The sequence below is a fragment of the Streptomyces sp. ISL-100 genome (assembly GCF_018614615.1).
GTDB lineage: Bacteria > Actinomycetota > Actinomycetes > Streptomycetales > Streptomycetaceae > Streptomyces.
Genome location: NZ_JAGGOK010000076.1, coordinates 44,052 through 57,711 on the forward strand (window position 1 = coordinate 44,052; position 13,660 = coordinate 57,711).

Consider the following 13,660-nt stretch of genomic DNA (forward strand, 5'->3'; position numbering starts at 1 on the left):
GATTGCTTATTGATTGCGTGCTCCATCGGTCAGTAGACCTGCCGCTCAACAGGCAACGACGCACGGTGTTGAGGAGCAGGGCGATGAACAGACGGTGGATCCGGCGGACAGCGGCCATGAGCGCGGCCGGGGCGCTCGCTCTCGGGCCGGCCGGTTGCGGGAGCGCGGCAGGTGGCGGCGGCGTCGCCGGCAGTGGCAAGGAGCTCACGTACTGGTCCATGTGGAAGGAGGGCGAGCCGCAGCAGAAGGCCCTGTCCGCCGCCATCGAGGACTTCACCGCCGAGACCGGCATCAAGGTCAAGGTGCAGTGGCAGGGGCGCGACGTACTGAAGAAGCTCCAGCCGACGCTCCGGGGCGTCCCGGCCGCCGACCTCATCGACCGTAACCTTCCCCAGGTCAAGTCGATTATGGTGGCCACGAACTCGGCCGCCGACCTGGTGGACGTACTCAAGGAACCGGTCCCCGGCGAGAGCGGCAAGACCGTCGCTGACGTGGTGCCGGAGAAGTACCTCGAACTGGGCAGGGCCGCCGGCAAGCAGGTCGTCCTGCCGTACGCCGTCGTCGCCAACGGCCTCTGGTACGACGGGAAGTCCTTCCCCGCGCCCGGCAAGAAGACCCCGGGGAACTGGGACGCGTTCCGGGCGACGCTCGACGCCGAGAAGGAGGCGGGCCGCGCCCCGCTCGCCCTCGACGCCGACATCCCCGACTACAGCGCCTACTGGTACAGCAACTTCGTCGTGGCGGCGAAGGGTCCCGGCTCCTTCCACCGGGCCGCCGCCGACAAGACGGGCAAGCTCTGGAAGGAACCCGCCTACGTCAAGGCGGCGGAGCGTGTGTCGAGTCTCGCCAAGGGCGGGTACTTCGCCGACGGCTACGACGCCAGCAAGTTCCCCGCGATCCAGCAGAAGTGGGCGACGGGCAAGGCCGGATTTCTGCTGATGGGCTCATGGATCGCGGGCGAGACCAAGCCGTACGCCAAGTCCGGCTTCGACTACAAGATGCTGCCGTTCCCGACGGATGGGGCGCCGGGCGCCGGCACGCCCGTCGAGGCGACGACCTTCGGCTGGGTCGTCCCCACCAAGGCGAAGCAGGGCGAGGCGGCCCGTAAATTCGTGGCCTTCCTCTACAGCAAGCAGCAGATGCAGGCGTACGCCGACGAGGCGCAGGGCATCGTCGCCCGCGAGGACATCACGGTCGCCCCGGCCATGGCCGACGCGGCCAAGTCCCTGAAGGAGAACACCCCGTACCACACCTTCGACGGCGTCGACATGGACTTCGCCGAGTGGTGGACGAAGACCTTCCACCCGCTGCACACCAAGCTGGTGACCGGCAAGATCTCCGCGCAGGACTTCAGCGACCAGCTCGCCGCGCAGAGCGCCGGCCACTGGAAGCGGACCGGCTGATGAGCACTGTCGTCGCCGGCGACGGCACCCGCCCCACCGCCTCGGTCCGCCGCCGCAGGGACGGCAAGGCTGCGGCGGCCCGGGGCGCCGCGGGCCCGTTCGCCGCCCACCGCAAGCGCCTGTACCTCCCCTTCGTCCTCCCGGCCTTCCTCCTGTACGCCGCGTTCATGCTCGCACCGGTTGTCGCCACCGCCTGGATCAGCCTGCACAAGTGGGCAGGAGCGGGGCCCATGGAGTGGGTGGGCGCGGACAACTACACCCGGATGTTCCAGGACCCCGCCTTCCGGACGTCCTTCGGAAACACGCTGCTGCTGCTCTTCGGCGGCGGCGCCGTCACCTTCCTGCTCAGCTTCGTCCTGACGATGCTGCTTCGCGATCTGGCGGGGCGGTCCACCGCCCGCTCGGTGATCTTCTTCCCCAACATCGTGCCGGCGCTGGTGATCTCGATCCTCTGGGGATTTCTCTTTCAGGCGGACGGCCTGCTCAATGAAGCCCTGCGCTCCATCGGCGTCGCGCATCCGCCGGCCTGGCTCGCCGACGAGAACCAGTTCAAGATCATCATGCTGGGCATCATCTGGATGAGCACCGGCTACTACACCACGATCATCATGGCCGCGGTGGACCGCATCCCGCCGTACCTGTACGAGGACTGCGCCCTGGCCGGGGCCAACGCCTGGCAGCGATTCCGGCACGTCACGCTGCCGCTGTCCTGGGACGTCATCGGGATCTGCGCGGTGCTGTGGACCATCAACGCGATGAAGACCTTCGAGTTCATCCTCGCCATGGCCGGGTCGACCAGCTCCATGCCGTCCACCGCCACCTGGACCGCGTCGCTGTACGCCTACACCTCGGTCTTCGCGCCGACCGGCGTCCCGCAGTACGGCATCGCCGCGGCCTCCGCGATCGTCACGCTCGCGCTCGTCGGCGTCCTGGTGGTGCTGATCCGCCGGATGATGCGGCGCGAAGCGCTCGAATTCTGAACGGGGAACACCGTGAGCTCTGCTTCAACTCTCCGCGCCGGACGGGCCCAGCGCCTCTTCGGCGCCCCGCTGGTCTGGGCGTTCGTCGCCTTCAACGTCCTCGTGCTGGTGTGGATCCTGGCCTCCTCGGTCAAGGAGACCCGGGAGATCATCGCCTCGCCCTGGTCGGTGCCGGGCGCGCCGCACTGGGAAAACTTCGAACGCGCCTGGAACGCGGGCAACTTCGGCCCGGCCGCCCTCAACTCCCTCTTGCTGGTGGGTGGTACGGCGCTGGCGACCGCCCTCCTGGCCGCCCCCGCCTCGTACGCCCTGAGCCGGCTCGGGGCGCGGAGCGCTGGCGCCGGCACCTCCCTCTTCGCCATCGGCCTCGGCATCCCGGCGCACGCCGTGTTCCTGCCGCTGTACCAGGTCATGGCACCGCTGGGCCTGGTCAGCAACCTCTGGGGGCTGTGGCTGCTCTACACCGGGACCTCGATGCCGTTCGCGGTCTTCTTCCTGACCGGATTCTTCAGGTCGCTGCCCGCGGAGCTGGAGGAAGCGGCGGCCCTGGACGGCGCCTCGCCCTCGTACACCTTCTGGCGGATCATGCTGCCGCTGGCGCGCTCCGGGCTGACTACTCTGCTGCTGCTCAACGTCATCCAGCACTGGGGCGAGACATTCTTCGCTCTCGTCTTCATCCAGGAGCAGGAACTCCAGACACTGCCGCTGGCGCTGCTCGGTTTCATGCAGCAGATGCAGTACAACGGGGCCGACTGGGGCGGTCTGTTCGCGGGCATCGCGGTGGTCGTGCTGCCGCTGGTGGCGCTCTACGTCTGGCTCGGCCGCCGCATCATCGAGGGCATGACGCTCGGATCCGGCAAGTAGCCGGCAATGGAAAGGCAAACCGCACTGTGTCACCTTCACCGTCACCGTCATCTCGGCTTACGGCTCTCATCGCCATGCGCCCGGATGTGGCCGCGCTCGCCCTCCCCGACGGCGTACGGGCACGGCTGGCCGCCGGCTTCGACGTACCGGACCTGGTGGTCGACGACTTCGGGCGACCGGAGGCGCGCAAGGCGCTGGGCCGGGCGGATGTGCTGATCTCCGGGTGGGGGTGCCCGCTGATCGACGCGGGTGTGCTCGCGGACGCGCCGCGCGTCAGGGCCGTCATGCACGCGGCGGGTTCGGTCAAGCAGGTGCTCGCCCGCGAGGTCTGGGAGCGCGGCATCACCGTCTCGTCGGCGGCGCCCGCCAACGCGGGGCCGGTCGCCGACTACACGGTGGCGGCCATCCACCTGGCCGCCAAGCGGGCGTTCCGGATGGCGGGGGAGTACCGGGCGGGTCGGCCCCGGGATTTGACGGTGTCCCCGGCGACCGGATTCCTCGACCGTACGGTGGGGATCGTCGGGGCGTCGAAGATCGGGCGGCTGGTGCTGGGGCGGCTGGCCGGTACGGGGGTGCGGCTGCTGGTGCACGATCCGTACCTGGCAGGTGCGGAGGCGGCTGCGCTGGGCGGCGAACTCGTCGGCCTGGACGCCTTGCTGACGGCCTCGGACATCGTCTCGCTGCACGCGCCGCTGCTGCCGGGGACCCGGCAACTGATCGACGCGCGGGCGCTCGCGCTGCTGCGTGACGGCGCGATTCTCATCAACACCGCGCGGGGCGGCCTCGTCGACACGGAGGCGCTGGCCGCGCACTGCGCGGACGGGCGCATCGACGCCGTACTGGACGTCACCGACCCGGAACCGCTGCCGCCTGGGCACGTGCTGCTGGGGCTGCCCAATGTGCTGGTCACGCCGCACATCGCCGGGGCGATGGGTACGGAGGTGCGACTGCTGGGGGAGTTCGCGGTGGCGGAGGCGGAGCGGTTCGTGGCGGGTGAGCGGCTGCTGGGAGAGGTACGGGCGGAGGACCTGCCCCGCATCGCCTGACGCCCGGCTGCTACTCCTGGCCCAGGCCCAACGCGGACTCCGTGTCGCGGCCGCCCCAAGCGCCGTCCGGGGTGCGCCACAGGACGTGGACACCGAAGACATCGAGGATGGTCTCTGCCGACCAGTCCTCCGCGGGCGGTCCGGAGAGAACCAGATGGAGGCCGTCGGCGCGGTTGGGCAGGGTGTGGTTGATCTCAAGGAGGCGGGTCGCTCCGGAGCGGAGGTCCGCGTACGTGGAGCGGCCGGCCGTCAGGACCTCGTAGACGAACAGGCCGCCGTCCGTGACACAGCTGACGTCCACGACCTCGGAGTCGGCCGGCTGCAGGTCGGACCACAGGAGGGCGGACTTCAGCGCATGGCGCACCGACTCGTGCTTCCTGCACGTACGGTCGGCAGTCGCCGAGGCCTCCAGCGCGCGCAGAAGACCGTCCTTCGTGGTCACGGCCGGTGTGGCGGGGGCTTCTTCGACGGCGGTCACGGGCTCGGTTTCCTTCTGCTCGGGCTGGTGTGCGGCGGTGGTGGCTTCGTTCTCGGACTCCGGTTCGGCCTCAGCGGCAAGGCGGACCCGGAGAGTTTCCCGTGCTTCGGCCAGGGCATCGGCCCAGCCGGACTTCGCAAGCTCGTCCTGGAGGCGGCCGGCGTCCAGTGCGTTGTCCTTGAGTGCGCGGTTGGTGCCTGCCGCGAGGTCGCGCAGTACGCCCAGACGGTGCCGGTCCGGGGCACCGAGCAGGCGCCGTACCGCCACCCAGTCCGCCTGGTCGCGGCGCAGGATGCGGTTGGCCATGCCCTGGAGGTCGGAGAGACGGCCGCGGGCGTCCTGCGCAACGCTGCCGTCACCGCTGACCAGCTCGTCGAGAACGCCGAGTGCCGCCGCATAGCGTTGCGCCATCCTGGGCGAGATGGGCCGGCGGCCGCGCTGGTCGGCGGCGAGCACGCTGTGGGTCGTCTCGTTGGCGAAGACCCAGCAGTCCAGTTCCTCGCCCGGACGCGGGGGAGCGGAGCCGTGCCGGACGGTCAGGACCAGTGGGCGGTCGATTCCGGGGGAGAGGGCCTTGACCCGGTAGCGGCCGCCTGGTCCCGGGCCGACGACCCGGACCCGGATGTCGGTTCCGATCTCGGGAATCTCGGGAATACCGCCCGGTGCCGTACCGGATTCCGTTTCGTCGAGGGGCGGTTCGGTGGCGCGGTCGGTGTTCGTGAGGATCTCCGGGAGCGGGGACGTGTGCAGCACGGTCAGGCTCTGCGTGCTGCGGGTGAGGGCGATGTAGAGCTGGCGCAAGCCGGCCGGACCGCGGTCCGCGATGGTGGCGGGCTCGACGACCAGGACGTGGTCGTACTCCATGCCCTTGGCCTGGGCGGCCGCCAGGACGGACACAGCCTCCCGGCCCGGGCCGGTGATGCCGGCACTCTGATCGAGGTGGCGGCCGATCTCGTCGAGCCAGCCCGAGTCGTCGGGGACGATGACGGCAACGGAGCGCAGGGTGTGCCCGTCACTGGTGCCCACCAGGCGGGTCACCTGGGTGACGGTGTCGTCGAGGAGCCTCCAGGGCTCGGTCGACATGGTCCGTACGGCGTTCTCGCCTGCCTCGCGCACCGCCTGCGGGTAGGGCAGCTCGGGGGCGACGGCGCGGGCGAGGGGTGCGACGAACTCCATGATTTCCGCCGGTACGCGGTAGCTGGTGTTCAGCTCCGCGACGCGCCAGTCTCCGTGGTCGGAGAGGAGCGTGCCGAGGCGGTCCCAGCTGGTGTGGATGTGGGAGCCGGTGGCCTGGGCGAGGTCGCCGAGTACCGTCATGGAGCCGTTGGCCGCGCAGCGGCGGCGCAGGGCACGGGCCTGCATGGGGGTGAGGTCCTGTGCCTCGTCGACGACGATGTGTCCGTAGCGCCTGGGGGTCTCCCCGGTGATGAGGAAACGGAGTTCTTCGAGGCAGACGTGGTCGTCGAGGGTCCACGGGTCAGCGTCGGCGGTGGCGGCCCGGGAGCGGTGCAGGGCTGCCTGCTCGTCGTCGTCAAGGACATCGGCGGCGCAGGTGCGAAGGAGGTCGGGTGAGTCGTAGAGACTGCGCAGGGCCTCCCTGGCGCCCGGTGACGGCCAGATGCGTTCGACGAGCCGCTCGACCCGTCGGTTGCGTTCCAGATCGCGGCGGATCGTGCCGCCCTGGCCGCGACGCGGGGCGACTGCGGCGAGTTCCTGCAGGAGACGGTCGACGAGCAGGCTGCGGAAGCGTTCGCGGCGCTCCCGGTAGGCGCCTTCGGTTCCGCGCGCCTCGTCGAGGAAGGCGAGGACCTCGGACCGCGGGACGCGCAGGGTCGTGCTGCCGGCGGTGACGACGACCGCGGCCTCGTCGCCCTCGAAGGAGGGGGCGGTGGTGAGGTCGTCGAGTGCCTCGGGGCGGCACTCGGTCTCGACGCGGCGGCGCAGGACGGCCGCCATGCGCTCGTCGGACTTCACGTACCGCGCCCGCGGGGTGTCGGTGCCGAGGATCTCACCGTCCCACAGGCGGGTGAGCTGGACGGCGTTGACGTCGCGGGTACCGAGAGTGGGCAGGACCTGGCCGACGTACTCCAGGAACCGCTGGTGAGGGCCGATGACGAGGATGTCCTGGGCCTTGAAATGCTCGTTGTTGACCAGCCAGGTCACGCGGTGCAGGCCGACTGCGGACTTGCCGGTGCCCGGGCCGCCCTGCACGACGAGGATGTCGGAGGGGGTACCGGTGACCAGGTCCATCTGGTCGCGGCGGATGGTCTCGACGATGTCCCGCATGCGGCCGCTGCGCGAGCGGTGGAGTTCGCGCAGCAGGAAGTCGTCCGCGTGGAGGGGCTTGCGGCGCCGGCGGCGCGCGACGTCGCCGGGCGTGCGGGCGGCAGGGCGTTCATTCCTCCGCGCCGTGCCCGGTTCCGGCCGCGCTGCGGCGGGGGCCGTTGTCCCGGCGTCGTCCGAGGTGGCGTCGTCCGCCGCCGGACGCGGCTCCGGGACGGACGCGGGTACCGGGACGGAGGGGACGGGGACGGAGGGGACTGGGACCGCGGGGGCGATCTCGTCGATCTCGTCGAAGTAATCCTCAACCACACGCTGCACGCAGCGTAACTGCCGCCGCAGGACCACCTCCCCGGGCTCCTCGGGCCGTGCCTCGGACCACTTCTTCGCCAGTGGGCTGGTCCACAGCAGGACCACCGGTTCGTTCTCGGCGTCGCGCACTCCCCGTCGCCCGATGTACCACGGGCGGGGCTCACCGCCTGGCTCCTCCGGCGCGTCGACGCGGGAGAAGACCAGCGACTCGTTGACGAGTCCTCCGTACGCCGCGGCTCGTGCCTGCGCGTCGATCCGGTTGGCGATGCCGTCCTTGCCGCTGGCGGACGCAGTGGCGGCCGACGTGCCGCTCATCTCGTCCAGCCGCGCGGTGTAGCAGTCGTACGCGTGGTCCACCGCCTTCTGCTCGGCGGCGATGACCTCTTCGCGTGTGGTGGTGCTCATGTGCATCCCTCCCTGCGGCGCCCCGCAGGACCCCGCTACGGGCATGCGCCCGTACCCCGCTGAAACAACTATCAGAGAGTGGGCGGTGACGAACAGTCAAAACACCAGTTCCGGGGGCACGTCAGCCCGTGACTACGCTCCCGCCGGGCTCAGCCGCCTCCGCGCCCACCGCACGACGCCCGCACCACGAGATTCGGCCGCAACTGCACCTGATGCAGCGGCGACGCGTCGCCGTCCGCCAGCCGGCGCAGCAAGATCTGCGCAGCCAGCCGCCCCACTTGGAACTTCGGCGGGGACACCGCCGTCAGCGGGATCTCCGCCACGTCCGCGAACTCGTTGTCGTAGCTGACCATCGCCAGGTCCTCGGGTACGCGCAGCCCCGCCCGCCGAGCCGCCGACTGCACCAGCGCCGCCTCACGGTCCCCGAAGCACAGCGCCCCCGTGACCCCCGCGGCGGCGAACTTCGCCACCGCCGCGTCGGCCCGCTCCGGGCCCCAGGCGTCCATCGGCGCGCTGTCGTACACCGGCTCGGGCAGCGCGAAGTCCGCGACGGCGCGGGCGAACCCCGTCCCGATCGGCGCGGCGGTCGGGGCGTCGACGCGTACCACGAGCCCGAGCCGCTCGTGCCCGAGGGCGCGGAGGTGGCGTACCGCGTCGTACGCCCCGCCCTCGTGGTCCGTGCACACGTGCTCCGTGGGGTCCCCCGGCCCCGCCGCCGTCAGCCGCCGCTCCACCAGCACGGCCGGCACCGGCAGCCGCAGCAGCTCGTCCGTACGCCGGGCCGGATCGTCGGACGCGTGCAGGCCGGGCACCAGCAGCAGCCCGTGCACTCCCGCCGACAGCAGCTCGGCGATCGCCGCGTCCTCCGCCTTCGGGTCGTAGTGGGAACACGCCAGTACGAACTGGGCTCCGGCCTCGGCCAGTACCTCCTGGATGCCCTGGAGGACACGCGGGTAGTAGAGCGCGGTGTCCGGCACGAGTACGCCGACGATCCTGCGCCTGTCCGGTACGCGCGGCGCGAGGCCCAGCGCGAATGTGCCCGCGCCCTGCCGCCGCTCCACCAGGCCCTGGGTGACCAGGTCCTCGTACGCCCTGCGGACCGTGGTGACGGACAGGCCGGTCTCGGCGGCTAGCGCCCGCTCGGTGGGCAGCTTGCTGCCGGGCGGCCAGGTGCCGTCGTGGATGCCGCGCCGCAGATCGGCGGTGAGTTTGCGGAACTTGAGTTCTCGGGCCGACACGGTCCCCCCTGGGCACCCAAAGAAAGAAGCAATCCGCAGTTGCCGGCGGAATGCTCCTTGAATCCTATCCTCGAAGCTCCCTGACGTCCGCAGGCAATCCACTGTCCGTCGATGGAGTTGAGCCGAAGGTGCTGTGCCATGCCCTCCCCTTCGCTGGACGCGCTGGACTCACCGCACCCGATCGGGAGGCCGGACCTGGCCAGGCTCGCGCAGGCGGGGGGCTGTCACAATGCGCGATTCGCGAATGCGCCCCATAGCGGACGCCTATCCATCAGGCCATCAGGACGGAGGCAGTGGGCGGAACAGCCCCTCCTGCACCACCGACACCAGCAAGTTGCCCGCACGGTCGTAGATCCGGCCGCGCGCCAGCCCCCGTGCGCCCGTCGCGATGGGGGACTCCTGGTCGTACAGGAACCACTCGTCGGCCCGGAACGGCCGGTGGAACCACATCGCGTGGTCCAGCGACGCGATGTCGAAATTGCGCGGGCCCCAGAGGGGTTCGACCGGGATGCGGACCGCGTCGAGCAGCGTCATGTCGGACGCGTACGCGAGCGCGCAGGTGTGTACGAGCTGGTCGTCGCCCAGCGGTCCGACCGCCCGCATCCACACCGCGCTGCGCGGGTCCGCCTCCTTGATCTCCTGGGCGGTCCAGCGCAGCCGGTCGACGTACCGGATGTCGAAGGGCTGGCGGCGGGCCATCCGCTCCAGTGCCTCCGGCAGCTCCCCGAGGTGTTCGCGGATCTCGTCCACCACCGTCGGCAGCGAATCGGGGTCCGGGAAGGAGAGGCGCGGCGGCAGCTGGTGCTCGAAGGCGGCCTCCTCCGGCTGGTGGAAGGAAGCGGTCAGGTTGAAGATCGTCCGGCCCTGCTGCACCGCCGTGACCCGCCGGGTGGTGAAGGAACGCCCGTCCCGCACCCGCTCCACCTGGTAGACGATCGGCACGCCGGGGCGGCCGGGGCGCAGGAAGTACGCGTGCAGCGAGTGCACGGGCCGGTCGCCCTCGGTCGTACGTCCCGCCGCGACCAGGGCCTGGCCCGCGACCTGCCCGCCGAAGACGCGTTGCAGGGACTCCTGCGGGCTGCGGCCGCGGAAGATGTTGACCTCGATCTGCTCCAGGTCGAGCAGATCGACGAGCCGTTCGGCGGGATTCGTCGTCACGGGTGTCTCTCTCCTTAGCTCTTACAGCCGGCGGTTACAGCTGGCCTACCGAGGTGACGCGGACGACCGCCCGCCCCTCCTCGTCGGATGCGGCGAGGTCGACCTCCGCACTGATGCCCCAGTCATGGTCGTCGTTCGGGTCGGCGAAGATCTGGCGGACGCGCCACAGGCCGTGCTCGGCGTCCTCCTCGATCATCAGCAGCTTCGGACCGCGAGCGTCAGGACCCGTGCCCAGGTCGTCGTACTCGTCCCAGTACGCGTCCATGGCCTCGCCCCACTTGTCCTCGTCCCAGCCGGAATCGCCGTCCAGCTCGCCGAGCTCCCGGACGTTGTCCAGGGCGGCCAGCTCGACGCGGCGGAACATGGCGTTGCGTACGAGTACCCGGAACGCCCGCGCGTTCGCCGTGACGGGCTTGACCTGGTCGGCGCGCTCCTGCGCCTGCTCGGCCGTCTCCACCTCGGGGTTGGCCAGCTGCTCCCACTCGTCGAGGAGGCTGGAGTCGACCTGGCGCACCAGCTCGCCGAGCCAGGCGATCAGGTCCTCCAGGTCCTCGGACTTGATGTCGGTCGGGATGGTGTGCTCAAGGGCCTTGTACGCGCCCGCCAGGTAGCGCAGCACAATGCCCTCGGTGCGGGCGAGCTCGTAGTGCGAGGTGAACTCGGCGAAGGTCATGGCCCGCTCGTAGATGTCGCGGACCACCGACTTCGGGGACACCGGGTGGTCACCGACCCACGGGTGGCTCTTGCGGTACACGTTGTACCCGTGCCACAGCAGCTCCTCCAGCGGCTTCGGGTACGTGATCTCCTGGAGCCGCTCCATGCGCTCCTCGTACTCGACACGGTCCGCCTTCATCTGGCCGACCGCCTCGCCGCGCGCCTTGTTCTGCTGGGCGGCGAGGATCTGGCGCGGGTCGTCGAGGGTCGACTCGACGACGGACACCATGTCCAGGGCGTACGAGGGGGAATCCGGATCCAGCAGCTCGTACGCGGCCAGCGCGAAGGTCGACAGCGGCTGGTTGAGTGCGAAGTCATGCTGGAGATCGACGGTCAGCCGTACGGTCCGGCCGTCGGCGTCCGGGGTCTCCAGCATCTCCACCACGCCGCCGTCGAGCAGCGAACGGAAGATGGCGATGGCCCGGCGGATGTGCCGCAGCTGCGCCTTGCGCGGCTCGTGGTTGTCCTCCAGGAGGTGGCGCATGGCGGCGAAGGGGTTGCCGGGGCGGGCGATGACCGAGAGCAGCATGGTGTGCGTGACGCGGAAGCGGGACGTGAGCGGCTCGGGGTCGGAGCCGATGAGCTTGTCGAAGGTCGTCTCGGACCAGGCGACAAAGCCCTCGGGGGCCTTCTTGCGGACCACCTTGCGGCGCTTCTTCGGGTCGTCGCCCGCCTTGGCGAGCGCCTTCTCGTTCTCGACGACGTGCTCGGGCGCCTGCGCGACGACGAAGCCCGCCGTGTCGAAGCCCGCCCGGCCGGCGCGGCCCGCGATCTGGTGGAACTCCCGGGCGCGGAGCGTGCGTACGCGCGTGCCGTCGTACTTGGTGAGGGCCGTGAAGAGGACCGTACGGATCGGGACATTGACGCCGACGCCGAGCGTGTCCGTACCGCAGATGACCTTCAGCAGACCCGCCTGCGCGAGCTTCTCCACGAGCCTGCGGTACTTGGGCAGCATGCCCGCGTGGTGCACGCCGATCCCGTGCCGCACGAACCGCGAGAGGTTCTGGCCGAACTTCGTGGTGAAGCGGAAGCTGCCGATCAGTTCGGCGATCTGGTCCTTCTCCTCGCGCGAGCACATGTTGATGCTCATCAGCGACTGCGCCCGCTCGACGGCCGCCGCCTGCGTGAAGTGCACGATGTAGACCGGTGCCTGCTTGGTTTCGAGCAGCTCGGTCAGGGTCTCGGTGATGGGCGTCAGGCGGTACTCGTACGAGAGGGGGACCGGGCGGGTCGCGGAGCGTACGACGGACGTCGGGCGGCCCGTGCGGCGCGTCAGGTCCTTCTCGAACATCGAGACGTCGCCGAGCGTCGCGGACATGAGGATGAACTGCGCCTGCGGCAGTTCCAGGAGCGGGATCTGCCAGGCCCAGCCGCGGTCCGGCTCGGCGTAGAAGTGGAACTCGTCCATCACGACCTGGCCGATGTCGGCGTGCTTGCCGTCGCGCAGCGCGATGGAGGCCAGCACCTCTGCCGTACAGGCGATGACCGGGGCGTCGGCGTTGACGGACGCGTCGCCCGTCAGCATGCCGACGTTCTCCGTACCGAAGAGCTTGCACAGGTCGAAGAACTTCTCCGAGACCAGCGCCTTGATCGGCGCGGTGTAGAAGGTCACCTTGTCCTGCGCGAGCGCGGTGAAGTGCGCACCGGCCGCGACCAGGCTCTTGCCGGAGCCGGTGGGGGTGGACAAGATCACATTCGCGCCGGACACCACCTCGATCAGGGCCTCCTCCTGAGCGGGATAGAGACTGATGCCCTGGCCCTCGGCCCATGAGGAGAAAGCCTCGAAGAGGGCATCGGGGTCGGCGGTCGGGGGCATCTGATCGATAAGGGTCACGCCCCCATCTTGCCTGGCTTCCCCCCTGAACAGGGAACCGGTCGGTCGCACGAAGATCACGGGCGATACGCTGCCGTGTCAACTGGGCCACACCACAAGAGCAAATGGGGCGGGGAACGACCATGATGGGACCGGCGCACTCACTGTCAGGAGCAGCGGCCTGGCTGGGGGTGGGGGCGGCGGCAGCCGCGGCCGGGCATCCGATGCCGTGGCCCGTGATCGTCGTCGGCGCCCTGATCTGCGCGGGCGCGGCCCTCGCGCCCGACCTCGACCACAAGTCCGCGACGATCTCGCGCGCCTTCGGGCCGGTGTCGAAGGGCCTGTGCGAGATCGTCGACAAGCTGTCGTACGCCGTCTACAAGGCGACCAAGAAGCCCGGTGACCCGCGCAGGACCGGCGGCCACCGCACCCTCACCCACACCTGGCTGTGGGCGGTCATGATCGGCGGCGGAGCGTCGCTCGTGGCGTTCACCGGTGGCCGCTGGGCGGTGCTCGTGCTCCTCTTCATCCACCTGGTACTGGCGGTGGAGGGTCTGCTGTGGCGGGCCGCCCGGGTGTCCAGTGACGTCCTGGTGTGGCTGCTCGGCGCGACGAGCGCGTGGATTCTGGCGGGCGTACTGGACAAACCGGGCAACGGGGCCGACTGGCTGTTCACCGGCGACGGCCAGGAGTATCTGTGGCTCGGCCTGCCGATCGTGCTCGGTGCGCTGGTGCACGACATCGGTGACGCGCTCACCGTCTCCGGCTGCCCGATCCTGTGGCCGATCCCGGTCGGCCGCAAGCGCTGGTACCCGATCGGCCCGCCGAAGGCGCTGCGGTTCCGCGCGGGCAGCTGGGTGGAGCTGAAGGTGCTGATGCCGGTGTTCATGCTGCTCGGGGGAGTGGGGGGCGCGGCGGCGATGAACTTCATATGACGCGTTCCGGATGCATACACTCCGGATGTGTTCT

General features: G+C 70.3%; 9 protein-coding genes. 5 read left to right on the top strand and 4 right to left on the bottom strand.

Translation table 11 applies throughout. The features are described from left to right. The first annotated feature begins 83 nt into the window (after nucleotides 1-83). The 4 genes from J7E89_RS31965 (at nucleotide 84) to J7E89_RS31980 (ending at nucleotide 4,293) form a co-directional block, all read left to right on the top strand. A complete protein-coding gene (locus J7E89_RS31965; RefSeq protein ID WP_214978395.1) occupies nucleotides 84-1,403 on the top strand; it encodes an ABC transporter substrate-binding protein in 1,320 nt (439 codons plus the stop codon). Beyond that, on the top strand, nucleotides 1,403-2,383 hold the full coding sequence (locus J7E89_RS31970; RefSeq protein WP_214978397.1) for a carbohydrate ABC transporter permease: 981 nt from the start codon (nucleotides 1,403-1,405) through the stop codon (nucleotides 2,381-2,383). The genes J7E89_RS31965 and J7E89_RS31970 overlap by 1 nt, the downstream gene beginning before the upstream one ends. 12 nt (nucleotides 2,384-2,395) lie before the next feature. Further along, nucleotides 2,396-3,247, top strand: a complete 852-nt coding sequence (locus tag J7E89_RS31975; RefSeq protein ID WP_214978399.1) for a carbohydrate ABC transporter permease — start codon at nucleotides 2,396-2,398, stop codon at nucleotides 3,245-3,247. Between the two features lie 74 nt (nucleotides 3,248-3,321). After that, entirely contained in the window at nucleotides 3,322-4,293 is a 972-nt protein-coding gene (locus tag J7E89_RS31980; RefSeq protein WP_214978401.1) for a hydroxyacid dehydrogenase, read from the top strand. A 10-nt stretch (nucleotides 4,294-4,303) separates the two neighbouring features. Here the strand turns inward: J7E89_RS31980 and J7E89_RS31985 are convergent, their stop codons facing one another. The 4 genes from J7E89_RS31985 to J7E89_RS32000 all read right to left on the bottom strand — a co-directional run bounded on the left by J7E89_RS31985 (nucleotide 4,304) and on the right by J7E89_RS32000 (nucleotide 12,712). Further along, nucleotides 4,304-7,768 carry an AAA family ATPase gene (locus J7E89_RS31985; protein ID WP_214978402.1) on the bottom strand — a complete coding sequence of 1,155 codons (3,465 nt, stop codon included), beginning with the start codon at nucleotides 7,766-7,768 and terminating at the stop codon, nucleotides 4,304-4,306. Nucleotides 7,769-7,917: 149 nt separating this feature from the next. Continuing rightward, nucleotides 7,918-9,006 (bottom strand): substrate-binding domain-containing protein, encoded by a 1,089-nt coding sequence (locus J7E89_RS31990; protein ID WP_308315672.1) that lies wholly within the window; start codon nucleotides 9,004-9,006, stop codon nucleotides 7,918-7,920. Nucleotides 9,007-9,285: 279 nt separating this feature from the next. Then, nucleotides 9,286-10,164, bottom strand: coding sequence for an acyl-CoA thioesterase II (locus J7E89_RS31995; protein WP_214978404.1), 879 nt, complete (start codon nucleotides 10,162-10,164; stop codon nucleotides 9,286-9,288). Between the two features lie 34 nt (nucleotides 10,165-10,198). After that, nucleotides 10,199-12,712, bottom strand: coding sequence for an RNA helicase (locus tag J7E89_RS32000; protein WP_214978406.1), 2,514 nt, complete (start codon nucleotides 12,710-12,712; stop codon nucleotides 10,199-10,201). Between the two features lie 122 nt (nucleotides 12,713-12,834). Here J7E89_RS32000 and J7E89_RS32005 point away from each other — a divergent pair, with 122 nt between their 5' ends. Then, complete coding sequence (locus tag J7E89_RS32005; protein WP_214978408.1) at nucleotides 12,835-13,626, top strand: metal-dependent hydrolase; 792 nt, start codon at nucleotides 12,835-12,837, stop codon at nucleotides 13,624-13,626. Nucleotides 13,627-13,660: the final 34 nt, after the last annotated feature.

Coding starts and splice junctions, on each gene's coding strand:
- J7E89_RS31980 (WP_214978401.1), top strand. CDS start 3,322: ATGCGCCCGGATGTGGCCGCGCTCGCCCTCCCCGACGGCGTACGGGCA.
- J7E89_RS31965 (WP_214978395.1), top strand. CDS start 84: ATGAACAGACGGTGGATCCGGCGGACAGCGGCCATGAGCGCGGCCGGG.
- J7E89_RS31970 (WP_214978397.1), top strand. CDS start 1,403: ATGAGCACTGTCGTCGCCGGCGACGGCACCCGCCCCACCGCCTCGGTC.
- J7E89_RS31985 (WP_214978402.1), bottom strand. CDS start 7,768: ATGAGCACCACCACACGCGAAGAGGTCATCGCCGCCGAGCAGAAGGCG.
- J7E89_RS32005 (WP_214978408.1), top strand. CDS start 12,835: ATGATGGGACCGGCGCACTCACTGTCAGGAGCAGCGGCCTGGCTGGGG.